General features: G+C 34.2%; 14 protein-coding genes and 1 pseudogene. 5 read left to right on the top strand and 10 right to left on the bottom strand.

Going from position 1 to position 15,506, the window contains the following annotated elements; translation table 11 throughout:
* Positions 1 to 4 precede the first annotated feature (4 nt).
* The 4 genes from FQU21_RS04460 to FQU21_RS04445 all read right to left on the bottom strand — a co-directional run bounded on the left by FQU21_RS04460 (position 5) and on the right by FQU21_RS04445 (position 4,207).
* Complete coding sequence (locus FQU21_RS04460; protein WP_147676786.1) at positions 5 to 2,227, bottom strand: nitric-oxide reductase large subunit; 2,223 nt, start codon at positions 2,225 to 2,227, stop codon at positions 5 to 7.
* Positions 2,228 to 2,251: 24 nt separating this feature from the next.
* A complete protein-coding gene (locus tag FQU21_RS04455; RefSeq protein ID WP_147676785.1) occupies positions 2,252 to 2,593 on the bottom strand; it encodes a cupin domain-containing protein in 342 nt (113 codons plus the stop codon).
* Positions 2,594 to 2,632: 39 nt separating this feature from the next.
* Positions 2,633 to 2,941: a 2Fe-2S iron-sulfur cluster-binding protein gene (locus FQU21_RS04450; protein ID WP_147676784.1), complete on the bottom strand. Its 309-nt coding sequence runs from the start codon at positions 2,939 to 2,941 to the stop codon at positions 2,633 to 2,635.
* A gap of 327 nt (positions 2,942 to 3,268) precedes the next feature.
* Complete coding sequence (locus FQU21_RS04445; protein WP_147676783.1) at positions 3,269 to 4,207, bottom strand: YHYH protein; 939 nt, start codon at positions 4,205 to 4,207, stop codon at positions 3,269 to 3,271.
* Between the two features lie 164 nt (positions 4,208 to 4,371).
* Here FQU21_RS04445 and FQU21_RS04440 point away from each other — a divergent pair, with 164 nt between their 5' ends.
* Positions 4,372 to 6,756 (top strand): TonB-dependent receptor, encoded by a 2,385-nt coding sequence (locus FQU21_RS04440; protein ID WP_147676782.1) that lies wholly within the window; start codon positions 4,372 to 4,374, stop codon positions 6,754 to 6,756.
* Between the two features lie 10 nt (positions 6,757 to 6,766).
* Positions 6,767 to 7,531: pseudogene (locus tag FQU21_RS17675) on the top strand (M15 family metallopeptidase).
* On the opposite strand, the gene FQU21_RS04430 reads toward FQU21_RS17675, so the two are convergent.
* From FQU21_RS04430 to FQU21_RS04405, 6 genes are all read right to left on the bottom strand, one after another.
* Positions 7,519 to 8,583, bottom strand: coding sequence for a glycosyltransferase family 9 protein (locus FQU21_RS04430; RefSeq protein WP_147676781.1), 1,065 nt, complete (start codon positions 8,581 to 8,583; stop codon positions 7,519 to 7,521). The pseudogene FQU21_RS17675 and the gene FQU21_RS04430 overlap by 13 nt on opposite strands.
* 65 nt (positions 8,584 to 8,648) lie before the next feature.
* Positions 8,649 to 9,494 (bottom strand): DMT family transporter, encoded by an 846-nt coding sequence (locus FQU21_RS04425; protein WP_147676780.1) that lies wholly within the window; start codon positions 9,492 to 9,494, stop codon positions 8,649 to 8,651.
* Positions 9,484 to 10,398, bottom strand: a complete 915-nt coding sequence (locus FQU21_RS04420; RefSeq protein ID WP_147676779.1) for an EamA family transporter — start codon at positions 10,396 to 10,398, stop codon at positions 9,484 to 9,486. The genes FQU21_RS04425 and FQU21_RS04420 overlap by 11 nt, the downstream gene beginning before the upstream one ends.
* A 115-nt stretch (positions 10,399 to 10,513) precedes the next feature.
* Complete coding sequence (locus tag FQU21_RS04415) at positions 10,514 to 10,966, bottom strand: cold-shock protein (RefSeq protein WP_147676778.1); 453 nt, start codon at positions 10,964 to 10,966, stop codon at positions 10,514 to 10,516.
* Between the two features lie 283 nt (positions 10,967 to 11,249).
* On the bottom strand, positions 11,250 to 12,197 hold the full coding sequence (locus tag FQU21_RS04410) for an NAD(P)H-dependent flavin oxidoreductase (protein ID WP_147676777.1): 948 nt from the start codon (positions 12,195 to 12,197) through the stop codon (positions 11,250 to 11,252).
* 125 nt (positions 12,198 to 12,322) lie between these two features.
* On the bottom strand, positions 12,323 to 13,552 hold the full coding sequence (locus FQU21_RS04405; protein ID WP_147676776.1) for a class I SAM-dependent rRNA methyltransferase: 1,230 nt from the start codon (positions 13,550 to 13,552) through the stop codon (positions 12,323 to 12,325).
* A 118-nt stretch (positions 13,553 to 13,670) separates the two neighbouring features.
* On the opposite strand from FQU21_RS04405, the gene FQU21_RS04400 reads away from it, so the two are divergent.
* The 3 genes from FQU21_RS04400 to FQU21_RS04390 all read left to right on the top strand — a co-directional run bounded on the left by FQU21_RS04400 (position 13,671) and on the right by FQU21_RS04390 (position 15,472).
* On the top strand, positions 13,671 to 14,012 hold the full coding sequence (locus FQU21_RS04400; RefSeq protein ID WP_147676775.1) for a DUF4377 domain-containing protein: 342 nt from the start codon (positions 13,671 to 13,673) through the stop codon (positions 14,010 to 14,012).
* Between the two features lie 178 nt (positions 14,013 to 14,190).
* Positions 14,191 to 14,961 (top strand): Rossmann-like and DUF2520 domain-containing protein, encoded by a 771-nt coding sequence (locus tag FQU21_RS04395; RefSeq protein ID WP_147676774.1) that lies wholly within the window; start codon positions 14,191 to 14,193, stop codon positions 14,959 to 14,961.
* Complete coding sequence (locus FQU21_RS04390) at positions 14,942 to 15,472, top strand: KdsC family phosphatase (protein ID WP_147676773.1); 531 nt, start codon at positions 14,942 to 14,944, stop codon at positions 15,470 to 15,472. Before FQU21_RS04395 ends, FQU21_RS04390 begins: the two co-directional genes overlap by 20 nt.
* The last annotated feature ends 34 nt before the right edge of the window (positions 15,473 to 15,506 follow it).

The following is a 15,506-nucleotide window of genomic DNA, read 5'->3' as shown; positions in this document are numbered from 1 at the left end:
CGAATTAATTCGATTTTCTTTTAAAACAGTAAATGGTTTCTTGAATGGTAAACCAACAGAAATAAAATATTCCTACAGAGAAAATAACATCTCCTATCATTCGCAACCATTTTAAAGTCTGTACCGTTGGTGAGTATAATAAATCGGCACTACGCGCAAAGGAATATCCTTTAGTGATGGACGTATATGCCTGAATAACTCCTACAGGTAATAAACTAAATACTACCATAGCCACTAACCCAATATTTAATAGCCAAAAAGCACGTTTTAGTTTGGTTGAATGCCATTCGCGATTGGAATAAAAACGTAAACAAATTATAATGAATCCCATACCTAGCAAGCCGTAAACACCAAATAAAGCCGTGTGCGCATGCACTGCTGTGGTATTTAAACCTTGAATATAATACAAGGCAATTGGTGGATTAATTAAGAACCCAAACACCCCAGCTCCCAGCATATTCCAAAAAGAAACAGCAATAAAGAAATAAATAGGCCATTTATATTTTTGCATCCATTTATATTCTTTTAGAAGATTCCAGTTTTCACGAATTTCGAACCCCATTAAAGTTAAAGGAACCACCTCTAACGCACTAAATGTAGCTCCCAAAGCGATGGCTTGCACGGGAGTTCCCGAGTAATATAAATGGTGAAGTGTACCAATAATACCTCCTGCTAAAAATATAGTTGCCGATGCAATAGAAGCACGCCCTGCTGTTTTTGCTGAAATAATCTTCATTCTTGAGAAAATAAAGGCAATAATTACGGTTGCGAAAACTTCAAAGAAGCCTTCTACCCAAAGGTGAACTAGCCACCATCTCCAATAATTAATGACTGGTAAACTACTATTTTCGCCATACATTAATCCTGAAAAGAAGAACATCCCAATAGCAATAACCGAAATTAATAAAATAATAAGCAAATGTTTAGAATCGTCGTTTTTCTTAATTGCATATACCACGTGTCTTCCAACCATAAACACCCATAAAACGAGCCCGATTCCTAAGAATATTTGCCAAAAACGCCCTAAATCCATATACTCGTATCCTTGATGTCCAAAAAAGAAATTGGTGGTTAAATCTAAAAACTGGTGAACACCTAACCACTCACCTATTAGCGATCCCAAAACAATAACTAATAAAGCACCGAAAAGGAAATTAATTCCAAAGACCTGAAATTTCATTTCTTTACCGCTAATCATAGGAGCTAAAAATAATCCCGTAGCTAACCAAGTTGCAGCGATCCAAAATACCGCCAATTGCGTATGCCAAGTTCTGGTTACTGAATAAGGTAAAAAACTAGCCAAATCAATTCCAAAAAAAGCTTGCCCTTCCACCGTATAATGCACCGTTAAAGCGCCTAAAACCACTTGTAATGCAATTAATAATGAAATAACAATGAAGTATTTCAATATTGATTTTTGAGATTTTACGAGTACTAACCGATCTAAAGGATCTTCTTTAGGATGCATAATAGCATCACCTTTTTCATGATTTCTTAAATAATAATACGTTAATATCCCTATAAAAAGAATTAACAACACAACTGAAAATCCAGACCAAATTTGAGAATCTGGCGTAATGGTATTATCAATTAAAGGTTCGTGTGGCCAATTGGAAGTATATGTATACTCTTTCTCTGGTCGGTTTGTACTTGCTGCCCAAGAAGTCCAAAATAGAAAAGCATTTAATTTTTCTAGCTTTTCTTCATCTACTAACGCCCCTTTTGGAATGGCGTATTTTTCGTGTCCATTAGAAAAAATATCGGCATAGTATTTTGAATTATTCACAATAGCATCGTAGCGATCTTTTGTAATAGTAACACTTTCATTTAAAACGTTATACGTATTCGTTTTTACAGTTTTAATTAAACGTGCTTTTAAAGCCGCTTTTGGCTCTTCATTTAAATTTTCATAGTTGGTATTAAAATCTTTTTTAGCCCAAGTATCCAGTAAAAAAACGGCTTCTTTGTGTATCCAATAGGCGCTCCAATCTGGTGCAACATAACTACCATGTCCCCAAATGGAACCGACTTCCATACCTCCTATAGATTCCCAAACATTTTGTCCTATTTGAATATCTTCTTTTGTAAATACAGTTTCTCCCGTTTCTTTTATTATTACGGTTTTAGGTATTGGTGGTTGTTTTTGATAGACTTCTGTACCTACCCAAATTAAGGCGATAAAGGACAGAATTACGACGCTTGAAAATGCGATCCAAACTTTTTTCATTGTGATTGATTTTATTAGTTGTTATTATAAATTAGTAACGTTTTCTACACGTTTTACTTTATCTGCGATAGAAATTGATAGTCGAACAATAGCATCTTCTAATCCTTTTAAATCGTGTGGCACATCGGCGTCTAACGCTATTAATGCCCCTTTTTTTAATATGTTTTTTACGCCGTTTACTCCAAATTCAATTTCACCTTCAAAAATTTCTACAACTATGGGAAACGGTGCTTTGTGCGCTTTCATAAGTTGTCCTTTTTTAAATGCAATTCTAATTTCTTTGGTAGTCTCTGTTTTTAATAAAAGTGTTATTTGTGGTTTCTCTTCATTATAAGTTATGCCTTCTGTTAATGATGCTATTTTCATAATTCTTTTCGTTTAAAGCTTTTTTTAAGCTCCTGGTTTTTAATCTCTATCTAATATTTTAAAACTGCAATTATTAATATGTTTATCAACTATAATCTGGCAAGCCAATACATAGTCCGTGTCTTCTGGAATATTTATAAAATTTATACCTGTTACTTCTTTCGGGTTTATGGGTTCTACCAAACACGTTTTACACATAGCACGTCCTTTACAATCCCCAATATCATCGTAAGTGTTATCGATAATTAATTCCATAAGATTTGGATATTCAAAACGTTTAAAATGAATAACATGCCTTTCATTTGCCGTATCAATTAGGGTTACTTTGTACAAACTTGGCATACTCATGTGGAACTGTTTTACTTTTATACTGTTTAATTTATACTATTAACTTTTACATTTCTGATAAAAAATAAAAAGACCTTTTTATCTTTTATTGGTTTAAATGGTCACAGAAATTCCTGTTTTCACTATATTAATCTACCCTCTTAACCCAAATTAGTAGGCCCTTATTTCAGCGACAAATATACTACATTTTAATAAAAGACAAAATTATCCTTAATAAAAAGTCATGAAGTAATATACTTTATTATCACCTCGGATTTTTTAACGAATTCAAAAAAAAAGAGCCACTTCTAAATAGAAATAGCTCTTTAATTTTTATTATATATTCACTTAACGCCTTTGGTTTTCATCTTGCCCACGCCGTGGTCGTTGTCCATTTCGGCGCTGTCCTGGTGGTGGTCCTTGTGGTCTATCCTCCTTAAACTCGCCCATTAAACAGCGTCCCACATAAGGATAGTCGTCTGTAATAATATACATATAAGAACCATTTAAATAAATACCATTACAGGCATCCAAATCGCCTTTCCCTTTAACATATTCCCAATCGGATACAAAAGTACCATCAAAATCATGACCATCCAATTCTACATCCATACTTTGTTTTGGATTAGAATACGTACAATCTGTCGCCGAATACGTATCGTCAATAATTTGATAACTTGGTTTATAAGCGCCACTTTTAGAATAATAAATAGGATATCCATCTTTAGCAAAACCAAGATGCACTAAATCTTCACCGGTATCAAAAGCAGCTAGCAAGGCTTCCGAGATACCGTGATAATGGTACTCCCCTGTTGGTTGCACATGGGCGTTGTTAAAATCCAATCCTAAATTAATTAAATCTTGCACCGCTTCAACTCTAAAATTCTCACCACTATCACATATCACCATTTCGGCGGTTTCAGGTTCAAACTTTACACCATTTAAAGCCATCCCAGGCTCCCTAGCCCATTTTGCTGTGCCTGTAAAAGTTGGATTTAAAGGAATTTTATACGTTTTGCTTTGTGCCGAAATAGTATTCGGATTCCCTTTTCTAGGAAATTCTCCTGTTTCATGATTGGGCAAAGCATTGGTTGTAATAACCCGAAAATCACCATCGATTTCCACCGTTGTTTTGGTCCCAAAGGCCTCATTATTTATAGTGTAATTACCAAAATAATTAGGTATGGATACCTCCTTTTTTTCTTCGATAAGGCTATTATTTTCTTGAGCAAAACTGCCATAAAAAATAGCGCACATGCCAATGCTTAAAATTGTTTTATAATTCATTTTTTTAATTGTTTTAATATTTAGACTAGAAAAACCATAAAAAGTTGTGCGACAATCTATTTATTTTTAAAAGTATAGAATTTCTTACGAAACATTAACATAAAAATTAACATAACATAGTTCGGTTACATTTTATATTTGTAAAAACACTATCTATAACTTTTATGTATATAAAATTACACAAAACCATTGTTATACTCTTATTTTTTTTAGGATGCTTACTTATCAATGCTCAAAATTCAACAATAGAAATCACCGGAAAAGTCATAGAAACCGACAGTAAACTCCCCATTGAATACGCTACCATTTCAATACTAGATTCTGGTACAAACCAACCAATAACAGGAACAATAACCAATGAAAATGGTGTTTTTTCAATAGATGTAAAAGCATCCAACTTTTATATAGAAATCAGTTTTTTAGGCTTTACAACCAAGACCTTTAAAGATTTTAAAATCGAAAATCGTAAAATTAATTTAAAAACTATTTCCCTTTCTGAAGATTTAGAAGCTTTGGGTGAGGTATTAGTTCGCGCTGAAAAATCGCAAACCGAATTTAAACTAGATAAACGTATTTTTAATGTTGGCTCCGACTTAAGTGCTACTGGCGCTGGAGCCTTAGAGGTTTTAAATAACGTACCCTCGGTAAACGTAAGTATTGAAGGTGAAGTTAGCTTACGCGGAAATTCGGGTGTTCAAATTTTAATTAACGGAAAACCTTCTGTTTTAGCAAGTGCCGATGGTAACGCGCTTGGAACGATTACAGCAGATATGATTGAAAAAATTGAAGTGATTACCAATCCTTCTGCAAAATATGATGCCGCTGGAACTTCGGGCATTATTAATATTGTGATTAAAAAATCGGATAAAAAAGGATTAAACGGTTCGGTTTCACTTAACGCTGGTATTCCAAACAGTAATAGTTTTGGTTTAAGTTTAAACCGAAGAACAGAAAAATTTAACCTTTTTAGTCAGATCGGGTTTGGCCTACGCACCTACCCTGGCGAAACAGAAAGTATTAATAGAGACTTAATTGATAATACTGAAATATCCAGTTTGGGCGACAGTGAATTCGATGAAAAATTTAGTAATTTTTTAATTGGAACCGATTATCATATTAATGATAGAAATGTGATTACGCTCTCCGGTTCTTATGCTTACGAAAATGAAGATCAAAGCTCCCAACAAAATTATATAGGTTTAAATAGGTCCAATAACACCGTTACCGACGCTTGGTTACGTGATGAAAAAACGCAGGCAACCAATCCAAAACTGCGTTATGAATTGCAATATAAAAAGGATTTTAAACGCCATAAAGACCAAAGTTTACTGTTTAGCGCCTTAGGCAGTTCGTTTAAAAAAGATCAAACATCAAACTTTATAAACACCACAAGTATTGGTGATTATGCCGATGCAGAACAAAACACCCGAACCAATTATGAATTATCCGATTATACCTTTAAACTAGATTATGTTCACCCTTTTTTAGAACATTATACCATTGAAACCGGCTCACAATATGTTATTAATCAAGTGTCAAACGATTTTGCTGTTAGCGATTTTGATGACGGTGTTTGGGTAGATAATACCGATTTAACCAATATTTTTAATTTCGACCAAAATGTATTGGGTCTTTACACAACGGCCGCTTACGAAAACGAAAAATGGGGTGTTAAAATAGGAATTCGATTGGAAGATACTCAAATTGAAACCCTGCTAGAAACCACGAATGAAAAACATTCTAAAAACTATACCAACCTATTTCCAAGTGCGCACACTTCATATACCATAAGCGATAATTTTTCGTTACAAGCCGGGTATTCTCGTCGTATTAATAGACCAAATTTAAGATCGTTAAATCCGTTTTCTAATATTAAAAACAACTATAGTATTTCTACAGGAAATCCAGATTTGCAACCAGAATACACCAATTCTTACGAGCTAACAAGTATTCATAAAATAGGAAAAGCCTCATTAAACTTCAGCTTATACAACCGTTACACCACCGATGTTATAGAAAATATTACCGAGTATGCCGATGATATTAGCATCTCGCGACCAGAAAATATTGGAACTAGTAACACCACAGGTTTTGAGGTTAATGGGAAATTCAGTCCTGCAAATTGGTTTACGATGAGTGGCGAATTCAATATTAATTATTTTGATCGAAAAGGTGTTTTTGAAACAGAAATTTTCGATTATACAGGCAACCGCTGGACTTCTAGCTTAACGTCTCAATTTAAATTACCATTGGATTTCGATTTAGAAGTATCTGGTGATTATCAATCTAAATTCAAAAGTCTACAAGGCGAAGTTTATGATAATCTCTATGCCGGTTTGGGACTTCGAAAAAAAATACTCAAAGGAAAAGTGATACTAAATATGAGTATCCGTGATGTTTTTGCCTCGCGTATTAATCAATCTGAAACCGTACAAGACGACTACTATTTATACAACAGTCGTAAACGTGGACGTTTTGTTTCCTTTGGTGTAAGCTACGGGTTTGGTAAAGGAGAAGCCATGGAATTTTCTGGTCAACGCCACCGTTAATTTTTTTAATATGAAGAACCACTTAGTATCTTTTTCTATAATCCTTATAATGATATGTAGCGCATGTCAAGATAAAAAACAAAAACAGCTTGTAGAAAATCTAGTCGTTGAACAAGTTCCTATAGCCTTGCCAAAACAGAAAATCGACACCAGTATTACCAAAGATTTTGTACTTGGTAAATTCGATTATAAAACACATCAAAATTTTATAAAAGTAAACGAACAACATGCGTCTAAACCCCTCTATTTAAACATAACATGTTATGATGCTTTTATAAAAATGTATGAAGCCACCAAGGCCGATGGAATCTATTTGAAAATTATTTCTGGAACTCGAAACTTCTATGAACAAAAGCGAATTTGGGAACGCTAATGGGCAAAATATGCAAATTTAGAACCTAAAACACGGGCTTTAAAAATTTTAGAATACAGTTCCATGCCAACATCCTCGCGTCATCATTGGGGAACCGATATGGATTTGAATAATTTAAACAATACTTATTTTGAAAAAGGAACAGGACTAAAACTCTATAATTGGTTATTAGAACATGCAAAAACCTATGGTTTCAATCAAGTTTACACCAGTAAGATAAACGGCAGAACAGGTTATAACATGGAAAAATGGCATTGGTCCTACATGCCATTATCTGAAAAATATTTAACTTTTTATAATGAAAATATAAGCTATAAAGACATCACTGGTTTTAAAGGTTCGGAACAAGCAAAAACTATTGATGTTATAAAAAACTATGTGAATGGCATTTATTTCTGGTAATTGTGCCAATGTAAAATACCATTCACTGCTTTAATCCAATCATCAATATTGGTATGGTTGGTATTAAGCGCTACACTTCCATTTCCGTAAGGTGCATAGATATTTTCATCGGTTACAGAAAAGAATCCAACACAAGGGGTTAAAGCCGCGCTTGCTAAGTGCATAACACCATTATCGGCTGCTATAAAAATACTCGTGTTTTTTATAATACCTGCCATTTCCCGAATATCTTCACTATAAAAATTAGGTGCTTTAAAGTTTATTTTCGAAATGTTTTCAATAGGTAACATTTCAATAATATTAAAATCGGGATATTCTGTTTTTAAACGCTCATAAAATGTTTCCCACCAGGTTTCAGAATAGCATTTATCGCCCGTAGCATTGGTGTAAATACAGATGGTTTTTTTGTGATTTTTAATAATATCATCTAGAATCACTTTGCCTTTTTCAAATTCAGAAGCACTCAATTTGATATCTAAAAGCGGTAATGGCTTATTATTTTCGGGAAACCCTAAGCGTTTTAAATTCGATCGTAAATTATAGATAGGATATTTTGAAATATGCATATGATCGCTGAAATTTTTCTGAATATCAAGATCTACATCACCAAAAATTTTAAGTTTCGCTTTGGCTAAATTGGTTAATAAACGCCCAGACGATGAGTTTTTATCGCCATTAATAACCAAATCGTAAGATTTCGATTTTACAGAAATCCAGCTTTTGGCATATTTAAAAAGATTATTAAATGGTTTTCTTGGAAGCTGAATAATTTTAGATACTCGGCTATAATTTTCAAAAACAGGATAAGCAACGCCGCCTTTTACAAATAAATCAATTTCGGAATTAGGAAAGGTATTAAGCACTTCTTGCACCAAAGGCGTTAATAATAATTGATTTCCCAATCGATGATTTGGACGGATGATTAAAACCCGTTTAACATCTTCAATTTTAAGACTGCCTTTTTGAGGCTCTGTATAAGAACTGCCCACATTTTTAGTGATGCTGCGCATTATCCTTCTTCTTACACGATTGACCTCTGTTTTAAAACTCATCTAATTAATTATCTAAAAATAAGATTGCGAAATTACAAATAAGCCCATTACTAGGCAAAAAACAATTAGCTCTTATGTTTTTCTTTATATAAAATATTTAAAACGAGTCCGCCAATAATTAAAGCAATACCAAGTAAACTCCAAAACGTATAAATTTCACCAAAAATAAAGGTACCAAAAACTAAGGTAAAAACAACTTCAATATACTTTAATGGCGCCACTTGACTTGTTGATGCTGTTTGAAAAGCTTTAGTCATATATACTTGTCCAAAATAGCCAAACACCCCTAATATACCGAGTAAAAACCATTCTTTACCAACAGGCATCACCCAATTATTTATAGCACCAATTAAGCCAACCATAGTCGATATAATCATAAAGTAATTTACCACAACTACTGGATGTTCACTTTTTCCAATTTTACTCAATATAATATAGACTAGCCCACTAAATACGGCGGAAATAAAAACCAGAGTCAAGCCATAGCCACTCACCTCTTCATCGAATCCTTTTAAAACTAAAACACCTCCAAAAGCCAATGCAAAAAACAACCATTGTCGCGGTTTAATTTTTTCTTTAAGTATAATAATTGCAAAAATAGCCGCAAATACAGGGGCTAAATAACGCAAAGAAACCGCACTACCAATGGGCAAATATTTGGTAGACATAAAAAACATACTCATAGACGTTGCACCAACTAAACCGCGTAAAATCAACAATTTTTTATTATTTCCAGCAAATGAAATCTTGTTTCTTAATAAAAACCCAAAAGTAAAAAATAAGGAACTTGCCGATCTAAACAATACAATCTGAAACGCATTAAAACGACTTAAATATTTTACCGTAGTATTCATGCAAGCAAAAGCCAACGTGCTAATCAACATGAATTGAATGGCTTTTTTAACGTCCAATAGTTCTAGGTTTAAATTTTCGTTTAGAATTAATAAAATATACGCCTGTTAATAAAATAACGGCCGCAATAATAGATTGTGTGGTTAAGTTTTCATCTAAAACCCACCAGCCTAAAAACAAAGCAATCACAGGGTTTACATAAGTAGAAGTAGCTACTTTTTCTGGGGAAACTTCTTTCAACAAATAATTAAAAGAAGTAAACGCAATAATACTTCCAAAAATAATAAGGAGTAACATGGCCCAAAGCACCGGAGTACTCCAAGTGGTTGGTGATGTCCAGGTTTCTCCAAAACATAAACTAGCAATGGCGAGCATAATACCACCAGAGAGCATTTGGTAACCCGTATTCACAAAATAATTTTTAGGTAAATCCGCTTTACCCACAAATATACTAGCGTAAGCCCAACTTAGCATGCAGATAAAAATCATGATCATACCTAAAATTTGTCCGTCTTTACTAATGAGTTGTTTTTGACTTACCAATAAAAATATACCCAAAAAACCTAATGCCACACCAATATAAGACATAGCTGAAATTTTTTTGCCCTGTAAAATGCGCATTAAAATTAACACAACGAGTGGTTGAGCAGAAATTTCTAAAGCTGTAAAGCCACTATCTACAAATTTTAAAGCCCAAACGACAACACCATTGCCAAAGGTTAAAAATAAGAATCCAGCAATAATAGTATTTTTAAGTTGCTTGAAGCTGATAGCAATATCCACTTTTAAAATTTTAGCTATAATAAAAATAAGCACCCCCGCTATTATAAACCGCATTGATGCTAACATAAACGGTGGTAATTCTGAAACCGCAATTTTATTCAGTAAATATGTTGACCCCCAAATAACATAGATGGCAAAGAACGCCAATATGATAGAAATTGTTTTACGAGAAACAGCCATTAAAAACCTTTTTAAAAAGAAATAATCCTCACAGGTACCCCTGTTGAGGATTATTTCAAAATTTACTTTAAATAAAACGTAATAAGCTCTTTAATAAGAACTTTTTAACGAAGTATTATATTTTCTTTACTCGAACGGCATTCATTCCTTTTTGACCACGTTCAAGATCGTAAGTAACTTTGTCGTTTTCTTCAATATCGTCCAATAAACCACTAACATGAACAAAATATTTCTCTTGATTCACGCTGTCTATAATAAAACCAAAACCTTTAGAATGGTCAAAAAATGATACTTTCCCTTCTTTAATTACTGGTTCTTCTTCAATACGGTCTTCCTTTTTAGGAATTCCTAATTCAATACTCTCCGCCTCCACTTTTTCACGCATTGCTGGGTCTGGTGGAGTGTCGGTTAAATTTCCGTTAAAATCTACATAAGCAAATTGGATACCTTGAGGGTTTTCTTTAGCCTCTGCTCTACGAGCTTCCCTTTTTTTCTGCTTTTCCTCTCTCTTCTTTAAACGTTTTTTTTCTTTTTCAATTTTGTTAAATGTTACTTGCGATTTTGCCATAGTTTATGGTATACTCCTTTTTTTTAGAATTAATAGGCTGTAAAGGTACGTTTTATTTTTGTGATGCGATAATATTAAAAGGACTAAAACAAAGGCAAACCATTTATTTTATCGTTTTTTTGGCGTTACCCAAGGGTCGGGCTTTCACTACTCAATCTTTTTATTTTTTTCAAAAACAAAAAGGATTTCAAACAGGCCGCTCAATCCCTAACGCACGCGTCTGCAAAGGCTCTTGTTAAAACCTGTATTTTTTATGCGTTTGCACGTTTTTTTCAACTTCAACCTAGTTTACTAACTTTTCTATAATAGCTTTCACCGGTAAAATAGAATTTGTATGCGCTATACTTGGTCCCGCAACCCACACCGTTTTGTATGTCGCTTTTTTAGCTGCTTTTTCGGTGGCTTTCATCCCGATTGAAAACCGAATCATTTTAACCCATTTTTTTAAACTTTTATTCTTGTTTAAAACAGATTCAATCCAAGTCGATTTTGTTCCAATTTTCTGTACATACGGCGTGTTAATTACCGTACAGGGTGTTCCAGAAATACGCTCGGTCATCACAATATCATCAGCGCCATAATCCACACAAGCTTGTTTATATTCTTGGGTCACTCCCGCTTCTACCGAAGCAATAAACGGACTTCCCACCGATACGCCATCGGCGCCATATCCCAACATTTTTTCAATATCGGCTTTACAGCCTACGCCTCCCGCAGAAATTACCGGAATTGATAGGTGTGTTTTTAATTCCTTTATTAATTTTTCGGGAGATATGTTACCACGATGCCCACCCGCTTCATTATTTACAGCAATAGCGGCATCGGCTTTTAAAGCTTCAACTTTTTGAGCAAAATGTAAATCAGTTACATCACAAAATACTTTTATACCTACATTATGCGCTTGATTAATGGTTTCTTCGGGACTTCCTAAAGAGGTGATTATAAAATCGCAGCCCTCCTCACATAGCACACGCAATTGCTCTTTATATTTTATATTCGATTTATTGACGATTAAATTGAAACCAAAAGCACCTCCTGCTACTTTGGCTGCTTTCAATTCGTGAATGGCAGATTTTAACTCCTCTAAAGTGCGATAATTTAATGCCGGAATACAACCTGCAATACCGCTTTTCATAGCCTCAATAACCATGGCAGTATTCGATACCAAAAACATAGGTGCCTGTATTATAGGGTATTTAATATGAAGAAGTGTGGTGAGTTTAGTTTCCATTTCGTTTTATTGATTTGTACAAATATAGGAAATATTATGCATGCATAAGATTAGATTTCTCATCAAGAATCAAGAATCAAGAATCAAGAATCAAGAATCAAGAATCAAGAATCAAGAATCAAGAACTAATCAATAAATCGATAATACACCGATTTTAAATACGCCCCTTCCGGAAATCCAATAGGATGATCGGTGTCGTGCTGGGTTTTTAAAAGAATTTTATAGTTCCGTTTTGTTGCTGCTAAAACCTGACTGTTAATATCGTAAAACGCTTGTGCTAATACTCTAGATGAGCATGAGGCTAACATTAATAAACCATTTTTTGCGGTAAGTTTTTCGCCTAATTCTGTGAGTTGGGCATATTTCTTTTTGGCGAGTTCTATCTCGCTGGCTTGTTTTGCAAAACTTGGCGGATCGATAACCACAACATCGAAAGTAACTTTGGCTTTAATTAGGTTTTTAAGCTCCTCAAAAGCATCGCCAGCAATGGTTTTATGTTTGCCTTTGTATTTATTTAGTTTACCATTTTCTAAAGCAATTTCCAAGGCTTGTTTGCTAATATCTAAACTGGTGACTTCGTTCGCGCCATTATATAAGGCATGCACCGAAAATCCGCCAGCATAAGAAAACACATCCAGTACCGTTTTATCTTTACTCCACTCGCCTATTTGTTTTCGATTCGGACGATGATCTAAAAAGTAGCCTGTTTTATGTCCTTTTATGACGTTTGCAGAGAAATTAACGTTGTGCTCTACAAATTGAACGACTTCGTTTTTTAAAGTCCCAAAAACCACATCGCCATTTTCTAACTTATGTTTTTTTGAGTTTTCTAAACTTCGGCTTAAACGAATAACTACCGTCTTTACTTTCGAAGTTTCTTGTAAACTTGGGATGATAGTTTCAATATAAGGCAACCAAATTTCGGAATATATTTTAACCACCAAAACCGAAGCATAAACATCGGCTATCAATCCTGGGAAACCATCGTTTTCACCAAAAAGCAAGCGGTAACTATTGGTGTTTGTTTTTAATAATGATTTACGTTTTGCGTATGCTTTTTCTATTTTTTTCTGAAAAAAAGCCGCATTTATTTCTGCTTTCTCGGTACTGCTATGTAGCATTTTTATTCGAATTGGCGAATTCGCATCATACAAGCCTAAACCAATAACACGGTTTTTATTTTTACCGAAAATAATGGCTAAATCGCCCGGTTTGGCATTATCATTTATTTTAGTAATATTATTTGAAAATACCCATGGGTGTCCTTGCATTACAAACTGCTCGCCCTTTGCATTTAGCTTTACAGCTAAACGTTTTGGTTTGTAATTCGATTTTATTTTATCGGAAAATGGCATGCTTTTAAAATTTGAGGTAAAAGTACTTGTTTTCTTTTTGATTTAATTAAGAATTACGGATTGAAATAAAATTATATATTAGTACAAAAATAGCAAAACAACAAAACACGAATTACTGATGAAAAAAGCGACTTTGTTAATTGTACTACTTTCTTTATTATATTTTTCATGTTCGGATAACGAGCACCAAACCACTGTTTTATACTGGGTAGATTCCGAGCGCGTAACTTGTACAGGGATTGATAAACAAACTTGTTATAGAATTCAAGAACCTGAGGTTATTAATGATGATGCTTGGCAATACCTTTATTCTGGGATTGAAGGTTTTGACCATCAGTACGAAACGGGTTACGTTTATCGAATTAGTGTATTTAAATCTACAATAAAAAACCCACCCGCCGATGGTAGTTCTATACGTTATGTTTTAAATGAAGTTATTAGTAAAACGGCAGCTGAATAGTAAAAAAATATAATGCTATACCTTAAAATTGGCAGATAGTTGCGTGAGGGATTGAACGGCCTGTTTGAGCTCCCCGACCAACGGAAGGGAGCGAGTAGTGAAAGCCCGACCCTTGGGGCACGCCCAAATTATTTGTATTTATTAATTTCTATTTGGTAATTGTTAGTATTTTTGCAAAATGATTTCAGTAGTAATTTTAGGTGCTGGTAATGTTGCCAGCCATTTGTATAGAGGGTTTAGAGTAGCCGAAAATGTAACGGTTTCTCAATGGTACAACAGAAGTTTAGATGCTATTTTGGAATATAGCCACGAGGTTGATATTACCGATAGTTTGGACGATTTAAAGGTTGCCGATGTGTATATTTTGGCGGTTAGTGATGATGCCATTGCAGAATTATCGGAAAGACTTCCTTTTGAAAACCGTGTGGTTGTGCATACTTCGGGTAGTGTTGGTGTTTACGATTTGGATAAAAAACATAAACGAGGTGTATTATATCCGCTACAAAGTTTTACAAAAGGCACTATATTGGATTTTTCTGAAGTGCCTATTTGTATTGAAACCATTCATAAAAAAAGTTATGCGCTTTTAAAAGAATTGGCGGTAAGTTTGGGCGGCCCAACGCAACGCGTTAATAGCGACCAACGTCGTGTACTCCATTTGGCGGCTGTTTTTGTGAATAATTTTACGAATCAGTTATACCGTATTGGGCATGAAATTACGGAAAGTGAAGGTGCTGAATTTGATATGCTGAAACCTTTAATTAAAGAAACGGCTAGAAAACTTGAGGATTTATCGCCTTTTAGAGCACAAACAGGCCCTGCAAAACGCAACGACAAAAAAACGATTAAAAAACATTTGAAGCTTTTGGAAGCTAATACTGACCATAAAAAGATTTACGAACTGCTAACGGCATCAATACAAAAAACACATGGAAGAAAAAAGTTATAAAGAGTATTTAGAACACATTACCACCTTTGTTTTTGATGTTGATGGTGTGCTTACCGATGGAAGTGTAACGGTTTTAACAAACGGCGACATGCTAAGAACCATGAATATTAAAGATGGTTACGCTATTAGAGCTGCAGTGGATAAAGGCTATAATATGTGTATTATTTCTGGTGGAAAAAATGAAGGGGTCCGCATTCGTTTGGAAGGCTTAGGGATTAAGGATATTTATTTGGGTGCGAAGAATAAAATTGAGCAGTTGGATGATTATTTTTCGGCTAATGATATTAAATCTGAAAACGTGCTTTATATGGGTGATGATATTCCCGATTACCCCGTGATGAAAGAGATTGGTTTACCCTGTTGTCCACAAGATGCTGTGCCAGAAATTAAGAGTATTTCTAAGTATATTTCGCATAAAAAAGGAGGAAAAGGTGCCGTTCGCGATGTTATTGAACAGGTTATGAAAGTGCAAGGCAACTGGAATGGTTTTTACTCGGCGCAATTTGACTAGTTTTTAGTTTTAAACTGCTTCGATCTTTAATTAT

It is taken from the genome of Algibacter pacificus, from assembly GCF_008033385.1.
In the GTDB taxonomy this organism is placed as follows: domain Bacteria; phylum Bacteroidota; class Bacteroidia; order Flavobacteriales; family Flavobacteriaceae; genus Algibacter; species Algibacter pacificus.
This window is presented reverse-complemented; position numbering and strand designations above follow the sequence as displayed.

Excerpts from the sequence above, each read along its gene's own strand:
- FQU21_RS04430 (WP_147676781.1), bottom strand. The coding sequence starts at position 8,583 with ATGAGTTTTAAAACAGAGGTCAATCGTGTAAGAAGAAGGATAATGCGC.
- FQU21_RS04390 (WP_147676773.1), top strand. The coding sequence starts at position 14,942 with ATGGAAGAAAAAAGTTATAAAGAGTATTTAGAACACATTACCACCTTT.
- FQU21_RS04395 (WP_147676774.1), top strand. The coding sequence starts at position 14,191 with ATGATTTCAGTAGTAATTTTAGGTGCTGGTAATGTTGCCAGCCATTTG.
- FQU21_RS04455 (WP_147676785.1), bottom strand. The coding sequence starts at position 2,593 with ATGAAAATAGCATCATTAACAGAAGGCATAACTTATAATGAAGAGAAA.
- FQU21_RS04440 (WP_147676782.1), top strand. The coding sequence starts at position 4,372 with ATGTATATAAAATTACACAAAACCATTGTTATACTCTTATTTTTTTTA.
- FQU21_RS04460 (WP_147676786.1), bottom strand. The coding sequence starts at position 2,227 with ATGAAAAAAGTTTGGATCGCATTTTCAAGCGTCGTAATTCTGTCCTTT.
- FQU21_RS04450 (WP_147676784.1), bottom strand. The coding sequence starts at position 2,941 with ATGAGTATGCCAAGTTTGTACAAAGTAACCCTAATTGATACGGCAAAT.
- FQU21_RS04400 (WP_147676775.1), top strand. The coding sequence starts at position 13,671 with ATGAAAAAAGCGACTTTGTTAATTGTACTACTTTCTTTATTATATTTT.
- FQU21_RS04445 (WP_147676783.1), bottom strand. The coding sequence starts at position 4,207 with ATGAATTATAAAACAATTTTAAGCATTGGCATGTGCGCTATTTTTTAT.
- FQU21_RS04405 (WP_147676776.1), bottom strand. The coding sequence starts at position 13,552 with ATGCCATTTTCCGATAAAATAAAATCGAATTACAAACCAAAACGTTTA.
- FQU21_RS04415 (WP_147676778.1), bottom strand. The coding sequence starts at position 10,966 with ATGGCAAAATCGCAAGTAACATTTAACAAAATTGAAAAAGAAAAAAAA.
- FQU21_RS04410 (WP_147676777.1), bottom strand. The coding sequence starts at position 12,197 with ATGGAAACTAAACTCACCACACTTCTTCATATTAAATACCCTATAATA.
- FQU21_RS04420 (WP_147676779.1), bottom strand. The coding sequence starts at position 10,398 with ATGGCTGTTTCTCGTAAAACAATTTCTATCATATTGGCGTTCTTTGCC.